This window comes from Pseudomonas sp. LBUM1653 (genome assembly GCF_059716115.1).
Genome location: NZ_CP166803.1, coordinates 5,911,858 through 5,926,375, shown reverse-complemented (window position 1 = coordinate 5,926,375; position 14,518 = coordinate 5,911,858). Strand labels below are relative to the sequence as shown.

Annotated in this window: 10 protein-coding genes; 5 read left to right on the top strand and 5 right to left on the bottom strand. The window is 59.3% G+C overall.

From position 1 onward, the window contains the following. Positions 1 to 55: 55 nt before the first annotated feature. Entirely contained in the window at positions 56 to 3,178 is a 3,123-nt protein-coding gene (locus ACA054_RS26685) for a transglycosylase domain-containing protein (RefSeq protein ID WP_497686900.1), read from the bottom strand. A gap of 176 nt (positions 3,179 to 3,354) precedes the next feature. Then, entirely contained in the window at positions 3,355 to 3,813 is a 459-nt protein-coding gene (locus ACA054_RS26680) for an REP-associated tyrosine transposase (RefSeq protein WP_497686899.1), read from the bottom strand. Between the two features lie 578 nt (positions 3,814 to 4,391). On the opposite strand from ACA054_RS26680, the gene ACA054_RS26675 reads away from it, so the two are divergent. Beyond that, positions 4,392 to 5,813, top strand: coding sequence for an amino acid permease (locus ACA054_RS26675; protein ID WP_497686898.1), 1,422 nt, complete (start codon positions 4,392 to 4,394; stop codon positions 5,811 to 5,813). 859 nt (positions 5,814 to 6,672) lie between these two features. Here ACA054_RS26675 and ACA054_RS26670 read toward each other — a convergent pair. Beyond that, entirely contained in the window at positions 6,673 to 7,800 is a 1,128-nt protein-coding gene (locus ACA054_RS26670; protein WP_497686897.1) for an OpgC family protein, read from the bottom strand. 248 nt (positions 7,801 to 8,048) lie between these two features. Between ACA054_RS26670 and ACA054_RS26665 the strand changes: the two genes are divergently transcribed. Genes ACA054_RS26665 through ACA054_RS26655 form a run of 3 tightly spaced genes read left to right on the top strand, consistent with a single transcriptional unit; the run spans position 8,049 to position 10,871 of the window. Continuing rightward, the gene (locus tag ACA054_RS26665; protein WP_497686896.1) at positions 8,049 to 8,423 is read left to right on the top strand and encodes a GtrA family protein; all 375 of its coding nucleotides are present in this window, start codon (positions 8,049 to 8,051) and stop codon (positions 8,421 to 8,423) included. Beyond that, a complete protein-coding gene (locus ACA054_RS26660; RefSeq protein ID WP_497686895.1) occupies positions 8,420 to 9,361 on the top strand; it encodes a glycosyltransferase family 2 protein in 942 nt (313 codons plus the stop codon). The genes ACA054_RS26665 and ACA054_RS26660 overlap by 4 nt, the downstream gene beginning before the upstream one ends. A gap of 1 nt (position 9,362) precedes the next feature. Further along, positions 9,363 to 10,871: a glucosyltransferase domain-containing protein gene (locus ACA054_RS26655; protein ID WP_497686894.1), complete on the top strand. Its 1,509-nt coding sequence runs from the start codon at positions 9,363 to 9,365 to the stop codon at positions 10,869 to 10,871. Between the two features lie 24 nt (positions 10,872 to 10,895). On the opposite strand, the gene ACA054_RS26650 is transcribed toward ACA054_RS26655, so the two are convergent. Both ACA054_RS26650 and ACA054_RS26645 read right to left on the bottom strand, forming a co-directional pair. Then, entirely contained in the window at positions 10,896 to 12,515 is a 1,620-nt protein-coding gene (locus tag ACA054_RS26650) for an FMN-binding glutamate synthase family protein (protein ID WP_497686893.1), read from the bottom strand. A gap of 224 nt (positions 12,516 to 12,739) precedes the next feature. Then, positions 12,740 to 13,540 carry a helix-turn-helix transcriptional regulator gene (locus tag ACA054_RS26645; protein WP_497686892.1) on the bottom strand — a complete coding sequence of 267 codons (801 nt, stop codon included), beginning with the start codon at positions 13,538 to 13,540 and terminating at the stop codon, positions 12,740 to 12,742. Positions 13,541 to 13,658: 118 nt separating this feature from the next. On the opposite strand from ACA054_RS26645, the gene ACA054_RS26640 reads away from it, so the two are divergent. After that, positions 13,659 to 14,480: a carbon-nitrogen hydrolase family protein gene (locus ACA054_RS26640; RefSeq protein ID WP_497686891.1), complete on the top strand. Its 822-nt coding sequence runs from the start codon at positions 13,659 to 13,661 to the stop codon at positions 14,478 to 14,480. Positions 14,481 to 14,518 lie beyond the last annotated feature (38 nt).

Here is a 14,518-nt window from a genome sequence, read left to right as displayed (position 1 = left end):
TTTGAATTATCCATGTCGAAAACAACTATTTACCACCCGGCCACCGGATTTTTCTTCAGCGCCGTGCCACCTCGACCGGCAGGCACTGCGTATCGCTCCCCGGTTGCAGATACGCCGTGAGAATCGGTGCCATGCCCTTGAGCACTTGCACCGGCAACGCCGAGGTAAACTTGAAGGCTTCGGCCGTGCGCCCCGGCACGAATGCGGTCAGGGTGCCGAAATGGGTGTCGCCGATGTAGAACACGAAGGTCGCCGTGCGGTTGATCGACTTCGAACTCAGAATTCGACCGCCGGAACCGATGGCTTCGATGCGGTTATCGCCGGTGCCGGTCTTACCGCCCATGGCCAACGGCTTGCCATCGGGCGTGGTGAAACTGCCGGAAACCCGCTTGGCCGTACCGGCATCCACCACTTGCGACAAGGCTTCGCGCATGGCCGTGGCAACCTCAGACGGCATCACCCGTTTGCCGACATCCGGGTCATTGATCAGTTTGGTTTCATAGGGTGTATTCGCCGCGAAGTGCAGGCTGTCGATGCGCAGCGTCGGCATGCGCACACCGTCGTTAAGGATGGTGCCGATCAGCTCAGCCAGCGCGGCCGGACGGTCGCCGGAGCTGCCGATGGCGGTGGCCAGCGACGGCACCAGGTGATCGAACGGATAGCCGACGCTCTGCCAACGCTGGTGAATGTCGAGGAAGGCTTCGATTTCCAGGATGGTGCGAATCCGATTGTCACGGGCGCCCTTGTGGCGGCTTTTGAACAGCCAGCTGTAGACTTCCTGGCGCTCGAACTGGCTGGCTTTGACGATGTCTTTGAACGTGGCGTCCGGGTGGGTCAGCAAGTAGCCCATCATCCACAGGTCCAGCGGGTGGACCTTGGCGATGAAGCCCTGGTCGGGCAAGTCGTAGGTGCCGGGGCCGTAGGCGAGGTACAGGCGTTCGAGGCGCTCGTCGGTGAGTTTCTCTTTATCGGTGAGCTTTTCGCCCGTGAGGTGCGAACGCACAAAGGTGTTGAAGCTTTGCTGGCTGGCCTGCGGCAACAGGTAACGGTGCACGGCGGCCAGGCGGATCGGTGTCGGGCGCATGCTGTCGAGGAAGGTCTCGAGCCGCGCCTGGGTGTCCTTGTTGCGGTATTTTTTCCAGAACTTGAGCAGGAACGAAGTGCCTTCGCGGTCGGCGAACGAAGCCAGGTATTCCTGACGCCGAGGGTCGCGGTCGTCCTTGAGCAATTCGGCCCTGTTGTTGGTGCCGGAATACGTGGTGTAGCGCACCAGGTCGCGCATCAGGCGAATGAACGGCAGGTTGATCGACTCACGCAGGGCATCGCGCAGGGTCGGGTTGCGGCCGTTGTCTTCCTTGCGAAAGTTATTGAACGTATGCAGGCCGCCACCGGTGAAAAACGCTTCGCCGGGGCTGGCGGAGTATTTGCGATCCAGCGCGGCGCCGAGCATGGGTTGCAGGCTGTGGTCTTTGTTCTGGATCAGGTAATCGACCACCCAGCGGCTCAGGCGATCCTGCTCCGGCACCTCGACTTTCTTCAGTTCCGGGATGGTCATCTCGGCATATTTGTCGTGCAACTCGGCAATGATTTGCAGGTAAGTGGTCAGCACGCGCATTTTTGCGGTGGAGCCCAGTTCCAGTTTGCTGCCTTCATTGATATCGAACGGTTGATCGGTGCTGTCGGTTTGCACCCGCACCCGTGAGCCATCCGGTGTCAGCTCGAACAGCGTGAAGCTGTAGCGCACCTGGGTGGTGCTGGTGGGGGTCAGCAAGCGTTCGCCCATCAGGCCGATTTCCGCCGCATAGGCCGGGTCGGCCAGGCGTTTGAGGTAGGCGGTGGCCTGGGTTTGCAGCTCGCCTTGCAGGGTGCTGGTGGCCGAAAGGTCGAGCCGGTCGAGATCGTACAGCGGACGATTGAGCAACCCGGCCAAGCGGCTGCGCGCCACGCTGATGCCCTTGTTGGTTTCGATCGGTTGAATGGTCGGTTGGGTAGCCCAGTCGCGATACGTCACTTTGCTGGCCAATGCCGCGGCGGCAAAGGGCGCATCGATCACGCCATTTTGTGCCAGCAGGCGAATGTGGCTGTCGGTGAGGTCGGCCAGTTCATCGTGGCCTTTGGTCAAGTAATGGGAAGGACGGCGCTGGGCAATCATCAAGGACAGCATCTCGCGCAGGGCCAGGCCTTTTTCCGCCAGGCTTTTTGCATCCGTGGCGTCGCTCGCCAGGGTTTCGTTGGCCTTGTTGAAGTCAGCGCCGTACCACACGCGCAGGCCCTCAGCCATGCCATGGACTTCACCGTGGCCCGGCACCGCCGACAGCGGCACGCTATTGAGGTAGTCGCGCACCACGTTCTGCCGAGCCTTGAGCGTTTGCGGACCATCCTGGTAGGCGCGCACGGTGGCGGAAATCATCTGGCGAATTTTTTCTCCGCCCGACACGGTCAACCCATCGGGTGAGTGCCGATATTTCTCGAGTTGCGTTGCCAGGGTACTGCCCCCCGCCGATTGACCGGGCAGGTGCAGCATCTTGGCGACCTGGGTATACGCCGCCATGCCGAACCGCGGCCAGTCCACAGCCGGGTTGGCGAGGGGCTGGCGAGGGTCGAGCAAAAAGCGGTTTTCGATGAACAGCAAGCTATTGACCACCACCGGCGGGATCGCCTCAAAGCTGGAATAGAGCTGTTGCGGATACTTGTACTGGTACACAGGGTTTGCGCGGCAATCGGTGATTGACAATCCAGCCTGGATTTTCTCCGTATAGGGCACGAACAGGCCCTTGTCCGTGTAGTCCATCAAAGCCTTGGAAAACCGGGTCTGGGCGGAAATGACGTAATCACGCTTGAGCAGGCGCGGCAGGAACTCGTCCAGCGAGCTGTAACCCAGGCGCATGTCGAAGGGGCCAGCGCCAGGGTAGTGAATCGCGTCGCTGGGACCGGGTTTGAGTTCATAGCTCAGGGTTTTGGCAAACTTGCTGACTTCCCTGGCTTGAAACCTCGAGGTGCGCATCTCCTTGGACGCCGCCAGGCCCAGGACAATCGCAATGATCACCAACAGCAACCAGAACGCTTTCCAGCCGTGCTTGACGCGGCTGCGAGGGGGTTTTTCAGGTATTGGCGCTTCATCCACAGGTTCAGTCTGGACCACGGTTGTACTCGTATCGTTTTGCTGTAAAGCGCCCATAGTCGATTGATCCATTCACGCAGATTGATCGGACTTGTCTGAAGCTTAGTCGGTGGTTGGCGTTGGTGAAAAAATTGTGGAGCTCCAATCATCATGGATCCACTTTCATCTGTGGTGAGGGGATTTATCTGTGGTGAGGGGATAAATCCCCTCACCACAGCAAATCCTGTTCGGCATCACAGCCAACAGGCATCCCAAAGCGGGTAGTCGCCGATTTTCTCTACAATTCCTGCTCGTAATGGGTTGGCGACGATATAGCGCGCGAACGGCAACAGATCTTCACCATCGCGGATAGCCCGGTCGTGATAGCCGGTTTGCCAGAGTGGGCCACGCCGACCAATCGTTTTGTTCACTGCTTGGGTGCTGCGTGCTTTGGTAGCGCCGATGACATTCCCTAGATTGCTGTCATGCAACTGCATCAGCCAATGAAAGTGATCAGGCATAACAACCCAGGCAATTGAGCTCACTAGCCCCGAGTCATGAGCTCGACGAAGTTCCGCAACAACCAAGCGCCCTAAACGCCAATCAGAAAAGATGGGCTGGCGCTTGTGGATGACTGTGGTGATGAGATAGGCGCGACCGTTTTCGGAGTGCCGGCCGAAGCGCAGGCGATGTGAATTCGGATGAGTAGGCAATCCATTGCTTCCTTAGCGTGATTGTCGGGTGATGCAATCAGGCTAGGTGCCGACAGCCATTTTCGGGTCCTCAATTGTTGAGTGAATATTCTGATTGTGACGAAGGACTGGTGAGTGTGCCTTTGTGGCGAGGGGATTTATCTGTGGTGAGGGGATTTATCGGAATGCCGCACCACCCCGTCCGGCTGCGAAGCAGTCGTAAATCCTGACAGCTCAGTCGGTCTGAATGGACGCAGGGGGCGGCTGCGCCGCCCAACGGGGATAAATCCCCTCGCCACAGATAAATCCCCTCGCCACAGATAAATCCCCTCATCACAGGTTGCGAAAAATCCTACAAGGCTCAGATAATTCATCTCCGTAGATAGCGGTTTTGCCGAGATTTACGCCTGTTTTTTGTGGTTTATAGAGTGAAAATCTCTATCATCAGCTTTTTATACTACTCCCCCGCTGATCTCGCAGGTTTTGCCCTGCAAGACGGTTCTGCCCACGAAGCAGGGTCGGTCAAGGGAGGCGCTGGCTTATCGGTCAGCGCTTCGCCACTCGGTGGATATATCCAATAACAAGACGAGGTTGTACCCATGTCCGTAGGCAATCACCTGCCCCACGGCGAGACCGCTCAGGGCGGCCCGCTCAAACGTGAACTCGGCGAACGGCATATTCGCTTGATGGCACTCGGTGCCTGTATCGGCGTCGGTCTGTTTCTCGGTTCGGCCAAGGCCATTGAAATGGCTGGCCCGGCCATCATGCTGTCCTACATCATCGGCGGCCTGGCCATCCTGGTGATCATGCGTGCGCTCGGCGAGATGGCCGTGCACAACCCGGTCGCCGGCTCGTTCAGCCGTTACGCCCAAGACTACCTCGGCCCGCTGGCGGGCTTCCTGACCGGTTGGAACTACTGGTTCCTGTGGCTGGTGACCTGTGTCGCGGAAATCACTGCCGTGGCGGTGTACATGGGCGTGTGGTTCCCCGATGTGCCGCGCTGGATCTGGGCGCTGGCGGCATTGATCAGCATGGGTTCGATCAACCTGATCGCGGTGAAAGCCTTCGGTGAATTCGAGTTCTGGTTCGCCCTGATCAAGATCGTCACCATCATTGCCATGGTGTTCGGCGGTATCGGCATCATCGCATTCGGTTTCGGCAACGACGGTGTGGCCTTGGGGATTTCCAATCTCTGGACCCACGGCGGCTTCATGCCAAACGGTGTGCAGGGCGTGTTGATGTCTCTGCAAATGGTCATGTTCGCCTACCTCGGCGTGGAGATGATCGGCCTGACCGCCGGTGAAGCGAAGAACCCGCAGAAGACCATTCCCAGCGCAATCGGCTCGGTGTTCTGGCGCATCCTGCTGTTCTACGTCGGCGCGCTGTTCGTGATTCTGTCGATCTACCCGTGGAACGAAATCGGCACCCAGGGCAGCCCGTTCGTGATGACCTTCGAGCGTCTGGGCATCAAGACCGCCGCCGGCATCATCAATTTCGTGGTGATCACCGCCGCGCTGTCGTCCTGCAACGGCGGCATCTTCAGCACCGGGCGCATGCTCTACAGCCTGGCGCAGAATGGCCAGGCCCCGGCCGGTTTTGCCAAGACCTCCAGCAATGGCGTGCCGCGTCGCGCCTTGCTGCTGTCGATTGGCGCCCTGCTGCTGGGCGTGCTGCTCAACTACCTGGTGCCTGAGAAGGTGTTTGTCTGGGTGACGGCGATTGCCACCTTCGGCGCGATCTGGACCTGGGTGATGATCCTGCTGGCCCAGCTCAAATTCCGCCAAGGCCTGAGCGCCAGCGAGCGTGCCGGCCTCAAATACCGCATGTGGTTGTACCCGATCAGCTCTTACCTGGCGCTGGCGTTCCTGGTGCTGGTGGTCGGCTTGATGGCGTATTTCCCGGATACCCGCGTGGCGTTGTATGTCGGCCCTGCGTTCCTGGTGCTGCTGACGGTGTTGTTCTATGTCTTCAAGCTGCAACCGACCAATACGACCCAAGGTGCGGTGCGTTCGGCTTCGTAAGTTGTAACGCCCGAAATGCAAAAGCCCCGGTCGAAATGCTGTCCATTTTAGGTTGGGGGGGAAGGTGCATATTTGGATTGGGTGTATATCCATTCCTGCGGTAACGGCCACTTATGGTTTCGCTTTTACAGCGAGTCACTTGGAAGAGCCCCAAGTAACCAAGGGCTCTTGCCCCTGGCGTTCGGTGCCTCGCTAATGCTCGGCATGCCCTCGCTCCGGTCCTGCTCCGTGGGCCCGCCGCGATGGGCCATCCTTGGCCCAGCGCGGCTAACCCGGCATCCATGCCGGGTTACCCACTGCGCAGAACCTCCACTCGGCCTCTCGATGGGGCAAGAAAATCAAAAGCCTAAGCAAAAGCGAGGCGGCCTGACAGCCGACCTGATTGCAGGCTTGTCCGCGATCCTATTGTGGGAGCGAGCCTGCTCGCGATGGACGTCTGGACAACGAGATCCTTCAGACAGGGCGCGTTATCGTTGACGTCCATCGCGAGCAGGCTCGCTCCCACAGGGGTTTGAGGGTATCTGCAAAAGTCAGGTCGGCTGTCAGGCCGCCTCGCCTTGGCTTTAGATTTGGGCGCCCCGTTAAACCACGATGGCCGAACGCAGGCATTGCGCAGTGGGGAAACCGGCAGGACGCCGGTTTAGCCGCGCTGGGCCAGGGATGGCCCATCGCGGCGACCCACGGAGTAATGCCAGAGAGAGGGCATGCCGAGCCACAGCGAGGCACCGAGTGGTGGGGCAAAGCCTTTTGCTTACTTTTCGGCGTTTGGAAAAGTGAGTCGCCGTAAGGGCGAAACCATAAGTGGCCGTTACCGCAGCAACGGATATCCCCCCAATCCAGTTCTTATATACGGTTTTTTTTACAAGGCGTTTACCGCTGGAGCGGGTCGATTCAAGCGCTTGTTGAACTCAAGCCACGCCCCCAGCAACGCCATCAACCCGGCCCCCACCAACGCGGTGAAGATTTGCATGGCGAATGCATCGTCGGTCAGCGCATTGAGCATGTCCGCCAGGGGCGCCAGCAGCACGCCCAGGCAGAAAATCTCCAGGGAAAAACGCCCCATGCGACAGCTTTGCTGTGCCAGCCAGTTTTGTGTCCAGCCGGTATCGGGAAGCAGTTTCGCGGTGACGTAGGCCAGCGCAAGGAAGTGCAGCAGGCGCACAGGCGACAGGTTGGTCTTGCTGATCGGATACAACAGATTGCTCAAGCTGGTGGGCATCAGGGCGTCGTGGATCTGTGGCCAGCGCCAGGCGATAGTCAGCACCCCGGCGAGTACTGCATAGACCGCCGCCGTCATGAACAACGGCTGACGCACCAGCGGCCGGGTGTCGGGCAAACGTGGGCGTTGAGCATGAATCGCCGCCGCGCCGCCGAGGATAAACAGCAGTTGCCAGGCCACGGGGTTGAAGTACCAGACACCATCCTTGATCGCGGCCAGGTTCCAGCCAAACAACGGCACGGTCAGGTACAGCGCAAAGGACACCGCCACCACCGGCCAGACTTTGCGCACCAGTATCGGCAGCACCAGCGGCAAGCCCGCCAGCAGCACGATGTACAGCGGCAGAGGGTCCATCAGGTTCGGTTTGAAACGCAACAGCAGCTCATCGATCAAGGCCTGCTGAGGGTCGCTGATGAAGTGGTGCATGCCCATTTCCTCCACCAGATCGCGGGTCTCCACGTGGCTGTTGGCGAAGAATACGATGCCCATCAACATCGCTAGCAGGAAGATGTGCACCACATAGAGCACCCAGGCGCGGCGCAGGATTTTCACACAGGCGATCAGCAAGCCTTCCCGTGCAAGGACTTTGCCGTAGGCCAGGACGGCCGCATAACCGGCCAGGAACACGAAGACTTCGGCGGCATCGCTGAAGCCGAAATTGCGCAGCGTGATTTGACCCAAAGGGTTGTGGGGCACGTGATCCCAGAAAATGAAGATCAGTGCCAGACCGCGAAAAAAATCGATCCGGTGATCGCGCGCTAACGTCATGACGGCAGGCTCGTAAACAGGTATTGAACAAAGGATTGGCCGAGGGCGCAAACAGTTGCGCGCCGCATATTGGCGGCGCGCAGGGTGGACTGATTCGCCTGCAATTGCAAAGGCGGGGTATTTCGGAATGTCTCCTGGCATTAGCGCGGACCCTGACCGCTGGTCTGAAAGGTTGGCATACCTGCGATTTATGACAGTAGACAAGCTCAAATACTTGTGTGATCCGCGTTCTATCGCAGGAGCGTCACGTGAGACTTTCATGCAAAGGCTTGTCCAGCTACACCGTGATTGGCGTTGCGAACACGCTGATTCACTGGCAGATCTTTTTTCTCTTGAGTGTGGCTGCCGGCTTCACGCAAGCGGCCAGCAACCTGGCAGCCTTTTGCGTGGCGGCCTCGTTTTCCTTTTATATGAACGCGCTCTATACCTTTGATGCCAAGGCGTCAGTCGGCGGCTATCTGTCGTTCATGGTGGCGATGGGCGCGCTCAGCCTCGGTGTCGGCCACGCCGGCGATGTCTGGCGGTTACATGGCTTGCTGACCGTGGCACTGTTTTCTGCGTTGAGCCTGGTGTTGGGCTTCCTGTTTTCCAAGTACGTGGTGTTTCGTGAGCGTGACCAATGAAGGTTTCGCTCATCGTCCCGGTGTTCAACGAAGAACAGGCGATCAATCTGTTCTATCAGGCGGTACGACGTGAGTTGAAACTCGACGGGGCCGAAGTCGAGATCGTGTTTATCAATGACGGCAGCACCGATGGCACGGCCGCACAGGCGTCGGCCTTGGCGCAGGCGGACGAACAAGTCCTGCTGATCAATTTTTCGCGCAATTTCGGCAAGGAACCGGCGCTGTTTGCCGGTCTGGAATATGCCAGCGGCGATGCGGTCATCCCGATGGACGTCGACTTGCAGGACCCGATCAGCGTCATCCCGCGGTTGATCGAACAATGGCAAAAAGGCGCGGATGTGGTGCTGGCCAAGCGCCGTGACCGCACCGCCGATGGTTACTTGAAGCGTCACAGCGCCGCGCTGTTCTATCACTTGTTGAATCGAATTTCCTACACCCGGATCGAAGAGAACGTGGGTGACTTCCGGCTCATGGACCGCAAGGTGGTGGACGTGATTCGCACCTTGCCCGAGCATCAGTTGTTCATGAAAGGCGTGTTGTCGTGGGCCGGGTTCAACACGGTGGTGGTGGAATACGAACGGGCCGGGCGCGTGGCAGGAAGCAGCAAGTTCAACGGCTGGAAACTGTGGAACCTGGCACTGGAGGGCGTGACGTCTTTCAGCACCGTGCCGTTGCGCCTGTGGACCTACGTCGGCGGAGTGATTTCGATTTTTGCGGTGCTGTACGCGGTGTACATGGTGCTGGACAAGATTTTCTTCGGTAACAGCGTGCCCGGTTACCCCTCGTTGATGACCGCTATTCTGTTTCTCGGCGGCGTGCAACTGATCGGCATCGGTATCCTAGGCGAATACGTCGGCCGGATTTACATCGAAGCCAAGCACCGGCCGCGCTATGTGGTCAAGGACATCGTCGGCGGCAAAGACAGGCGCAAACCTTAGGATGAGCAGGTTCAGCGATTTCTTCATCAAGGAACTCACTCGACGCCAGGCATGGCTGTTTTTTCTGCTCGCGACCTTTGTATATGTCCTGCCGCTGATCCTCGCGGATTATCCCTACATCGATGACAACTGGCGCTCGCTGTCGGCCGGTATGGCCTGGGCCAAGGAAGGGCGTTTGTTCGCCGAGTTGTTCTACAACGCGCTGACGTTCAGTAGTGGGGCGCCGAACATCTTCCCGCTGCCGTTGTTGATCGCCACCCTGGCCATGTCCTGGGCACTGACCAGCCTGACCTTTCATCACTTCCGCCAACCGACCGTCGCATGCTGCCTGGTGCTGTTGCCGCTCTGGTACAACCCGTTCTTCCTGCAAAACCTGACCTATCAATACGACGGCCCGGTCATGACCTTGAGTGTGGTGGCGGTGATCTACGCCATCACCTTTCGTCACCCGTCGCGCAGTCTGCAATGGCTGGTGCCGTCCTTCCTGATTGCGCTGGCGCTGGGCCTGTATCAAGTCAGCATCAATGTGTTTCTAGGACTGTGCTGTCTTGAAGTGCTCAGGGCGGTCAATGACAAAGTGGCCTGGTCGCGGTGGGGCGGTTTGATCGGCTGGAGAGTCGCCCAGCTGTTCCTCGGTTGGCTGATTTACTGCGTCAGCGCATTCCCCTTCATGGGGCAGGATCGCACGTTGCTGCTGAATGGGTCAGCGCAGCCTTTGCTGCAGATTCATATCAACATCGCGCGATTACTGGAAAAAGTCGTGCTGCTGTTCCATGGCGGATTTGCCTGGGTGTCCGCCGGGTTGGTGCTGTGCGGCATTGCCGGAGCTGTTCGCCTGGGATTGAAGGTTGTCGAGCGCAACGACAGCGGGCCGAAGAAACTCCTGATCGGCCTGCTGTGTTTGCTGACAGTGCCGGTCGTGGTGGTGTTGGTGTCCGGTGTCGCGCTGTTCTTCCGCGACTTCAACGAAGGCGCCAGGACCTTGATGGGGTTCGCGGTGTTGCTGGTGCTGCTGTTCTATTTGAGTCATCTGGCGCTGGCAACGCTCCACGAACGCCTGCCGCTGCTGCTGCTGGTGCCGCTGCTGGCCATGTTGTCGTTGTCGTTTGCCTATGGCCGGGTCCTGACAGTGCAGAAATCCTTCGCCAACAGTGCCCTGAACAGCCTTGAACGCGACATCACCAGCCATCAACCCTTGCGTGACGCCAAGCGCATTTACATGTCGGTGACCTATTCCGATCACTGGCTGCTGGGGGCGGCGGGTTCGTTCAAGCAGATGCCGGTGTTGCATTATCTGCTGAACGTCGACTTCTACATGCTGGCTGAAAACCTGCCCAAGGTGGGCATCACCAACGTGGTCGCGGAGAAGGAGCGACGCAACGCGACGCGGGTGGGTTATCAAGGTTACCCGCCGCTGGTGGAGAGCCAGTTCTACCGGATTTACCTGATTGGGGATTACGGTTTTATCGTCATGAAGGAACCGGCCCCGATCAAATCGCTTCATTGGTGAAGCGCAATGTCGGGGCCGTGAAGGTCAGGCCGCCGCCACCTCATTGGGCTCGAAACTGTCCGCCCGCGCCATCTGCCACATCCGCGAGTAGAACTCGCCATTCACTTCCCCGGTGAGCAACTCCCCCGGCTTGAGGAACACATGCAGCTGTGAGAACAACTTGATTTCGGTCGCTGACATGCGCCGCACCAGGTGCTTGGCCGACAGTTGCGATGGGTGTTCAAGGCCCGCGGCGGCGAGCATCTCGGCCAGGCCCTTGAGGGTATTGCGATGGAAGTTGTAGACGCGTTGGGCCTTGTCCGGCACCACCAGCGCGCGCTGGCGCAGGGTGTCCTGGGTGGCGACGCCGGTCGGGCATTTGTTGGTGTGGCAGCTTTGCGACTGGATGCAACCAATGGCGAACATGAAACCGCGCGCCGAGTTGGCCCAGTCGGCGCCGATGGCCAGCACGCTAGCGATATCGAACGCGCTGACGATCTTGCCGCTGGCGCCGAGCTTGATCTTGTCCCGCAGGTTGAGGCCGATCAGGGTGTTGTGCACGAACAACAGGCCCTCGCGCATCGGCACGCCGATGTGATCGGTGAATTCCACGGGCGCGGCGCCGGTGCCACCTTCCTTGCCGTCGACGACGATGAAGTCCGGGAGAATGCCGGTTTCCAGCATGGCCTTGGCGATGCCCATGAACTCCCACGGGTGGCCCAGGCAAAATTTGAAACCGACCGGTTTGCCGCCGGACAGCTCGCGCAATTGCTGGATGAAATGCATCATCTCGATCGGCGTGGAAAACGCACTGTGGCGTGACGGCGAGATGCAGTCTTCGCCCATCAGAATGCCGCGGGTTTCGGCGATCTCTCGGGTGACCTTGTGCTTGGGCAGGATCCCGCCGTGGCCTGGCTTGGCGCCCTGGCTCATCTTGATTTCGATCATCCGTACCTGAGGCGTTTGCGCCTGCGCGGCGAAACGCTCCGGGTCGAAGCGGCCATCAGGGGTGCGACAGCCGAAGTAGCCGCTGCCCAGTTCCCAGGTCAGGTCGCCACCGTGTTCGCGGTGATAGGGACTGATGCTGCCTTCGCCGGTGTCATGGGCGAAGTTGCCGAGCTTGGCGCCCTGGTTCAACGCGCGAATGGCGTTGGCGCTGAGCGAGCCGAAGCTCATGGCCGAGATGTTGAACACCGACGCGGAATACGGCTGGGTGCACTGCGGGCCGCCGACCGTGACCCGGAAGCCGCTCGGGTCGCTCAAGGGGGCCGGGCGCATCGAGTGGCCGATGAATTCAAAACCCGACTGGTACACATCGATCAAGGTGCCGAAGGGTTTGTCGGCGCTTTCATTCTTGGCCCGGGAATAGACCAGCGAGCGCTGGGCGCGGGAAAAGGGCAGGGCGTCGCTGTCGGATTCGAGCAGGTACTGGCGGATTTCCGGGCGAATGGCTTCCACCAGGTAACGGATGTTGCCGAGAATCGGGTAATTGCGCCGCACCGCGTGAGGGCTTTGCATTAAATCGAAAACGCCGATCAGGCTGAGCACGCCGGTGACGGCAGTGATTGGCCAGAGCCAGTCGTGTTCGAGGAAAGGCAGGCTGGCGAGGGTAAAGATCACGCAGACGGCAAAGAAGGCGTAGCGGCTCAGGAGTGACAGGCTCATACGGTTTCCTTGGGTTCGGACTCAATGGTTTGCAAACCTGTGGCATGGGCTTCTGTGGCGAGGGGATTTATCCCCGATCGGCTGCGAAGCAGTCGCAAAATCAGTGCATGCGGTCTTTCAGTTAAACCGCAGTGAATGGTTTTGGGGCGGCTTCGCCACCCATCGGGGATAAATCCCCTCGCCACAGGGAATCTATTCCCACAGGAAAGCATTTCAGCGCTGTGTCAGGCATTTTGTGCCTGGAGAAAAATCGAAAACAGCTCGGACTGGGACTTGATCCCCAGCTTGCTGTACATGTGTTTCTTATGGACTTTCACGGTTTCGATCGAGATTTCCAGTTTGCGGGCGATTTCCTTGCTGGAGCAACCGCTGAGCATCAGGCGCCCGACATCCAGCTCCCGGGCGGTCAATTGCGCGCCCTTGAGTTGCTGCACCGAAGCTTCCAGCTGCACTCGCCAGTCGCCTTGTACCGGCGTTGGGGCAAGGGCCACCACTTCGTTGATTTCGTAGGGCAGACGCTGGCGCAACAATCCGAGCACCCACGGCTGGATCAGCGACAGCAAGGCAATCTGCTGTGCGCTGAAGCGTTGCCGACTGCCCAGTGACAGGCACAACGTGCGGTCGCCCTCCAGTTGGCAATTAAACTGTATTTCGTCGGCCACGACATTCACACGAAAGTATCGTTGATAGTACTCGGTGAGTTCGAAATGCTCCGGCGCCACTTCCGACAGGCGATACAGACCGCTACGCGACTGCTCGCGGCAGGCGATGTAGAACGGATCGAGCAGGTATAGACCGCGCAGGTAATCCTGGAACAACTGGTCGGGGCTGCCGTCAATGCCTGGGCATTCGGCGAACACCTGCGGGTGCTGATCGGCGCTGAACAGCAAGGCTACCCAGCTGTCGCAGGGCACGTATTGATCCAGCAGGCGCACCAGCTGCGTCCAGAAATTGGGCTTGTCCAGGGCATCGATCAATTGCCCGACCGAACGGTGCCAGGCGATGTCGTCCAACGAGAGTGTCATGCCTCTACCCCTATCGTGTTACCCCAGCGGCGTGATTTTCGACCGCGTGCTTGCTGCGCATACTGGCGCACACACAACGACCGGGCAATCTTTCCGGTGCGCAGAACAAGGACTACCCATGAAAGTCGAACTCGCCCAATTGGCGGGCCGTGACAACGACACGGCTTACAATCTCGAACGTGCCCTGGCTGTAATTAATGCCTGCGCCGCCGACACGCAACTGATCATGTTCCCGGAAAGCCACCTGATGGGCTTCCCGTCCGCCGAGTCCGTGGCCGAGGTCGCCGAGCCGCTGGACGGACCGACAGTCAGCGCGATAGTCGCCGCCGCCCGTGAACGCAATATCGCCGTGGTCATCGGCACCTGCGAAAACGACAACGGCCGTTTTTACAACACTACGTTGCTGATCACCCCCGAAGGTATCGCGCTCAAGTACCGCAAGACGCACCTGTGGGCATCGGATCGTGGTGTGTATGAAGCCGGTGATCGTTACGCCACCTGCCTGTGGAACGGCGTACGCGTCGGCTTGCTGATCTGCTACGACATCGAGTTCCCGGAAACCGCCCGCGCCCTGGCGCAACTGGGGGCCGAGTTGCTGCTGGTGACCAACGGCAACATGGACCCCTACGGTCCGACTCACCGCACCGCGATCATGGCCCGCGCCCAGGAAAACCAGGCGTTTGCGCTGATGGTCAACCGCGTGGAAGAGGGTGATGGCGGGTTGTTGTTCGCCGGTGGCAGTGCGCTGGTCGATCCCTTGGGCACGCTGCTGTTCGAGGCGGGTCGCGAAGAAGGGCAGTTCGCGGTGGAGCTGGACCTGAAGCGGTTGACGGCGGCGCGTCAGGATTATCGGTATCTGGCTGATCAGCGGCTGAAGTTGCCGGGGGAGATGGTTGAGCATGCCAATGGATTGCGCGAGCTGATGATTCCTTTGCGTTAACCGATCGTTCCCACGCGCAGCAAAGGAATGCATCAACG

Coding starts and splice junctions, on each gene's coding strand:
- ACA054_RS26685 (WP_497686900.1), bottom strand. CDS start 3,178: ATGGGCGCTTTACAGCAAAACGATACGAGTACAACCGTGGTCCAGACT.
- ACA054_RS26675 (WP_497686898.1), top strand. CDS start 4,392: ATGTCCGTAGGCAATCACCTGCCCCACGGCGAGACCGCTCAGGGCGGC.
- ACA054_RS26670 (WP_497686897.1), bottom strand. CDS start 7,800: ATGACGTTAGCGCGCGATCACCGGATCGATTTTTTTCGCGGTCTGGCA.
- ACA054_RS26660 (WP_497686895.1), top strand. CDS start 8,420: ATGAAGGTTTCGCTCATCGTCCCGGTGTTCAACGAAGAACAGGCGATC.
- ACA054_RS26655 (WP_497686894.1), top strand. CDS start 9,363: ATGAGCAGGTTCAGCGATTTCTTCATCAAGGAACTCACTCGACGCCAG.
- ACA054_RS26650 (WP_497686893.1), bottom strand. CDS start 12,515: ATGAGCCTGTCACTCCTGAGCCGCTACGCCTTCTTTGCCGTCTGCGTG.
- ACA054_RS26645 (WP_497686892.1), bottom strand. CDS start 13,540: ATGACACTCTCGTTGGACGACATCGCCTGGCACCGTTCGGTCGGGCAA.
- ACA054_RS26640 (WP_497686891.1), top strand. CDS start 13,659: ATGAAAGTCGAACTCGCCCAATTGGCGGGCCGTGACAACGACACGGCT.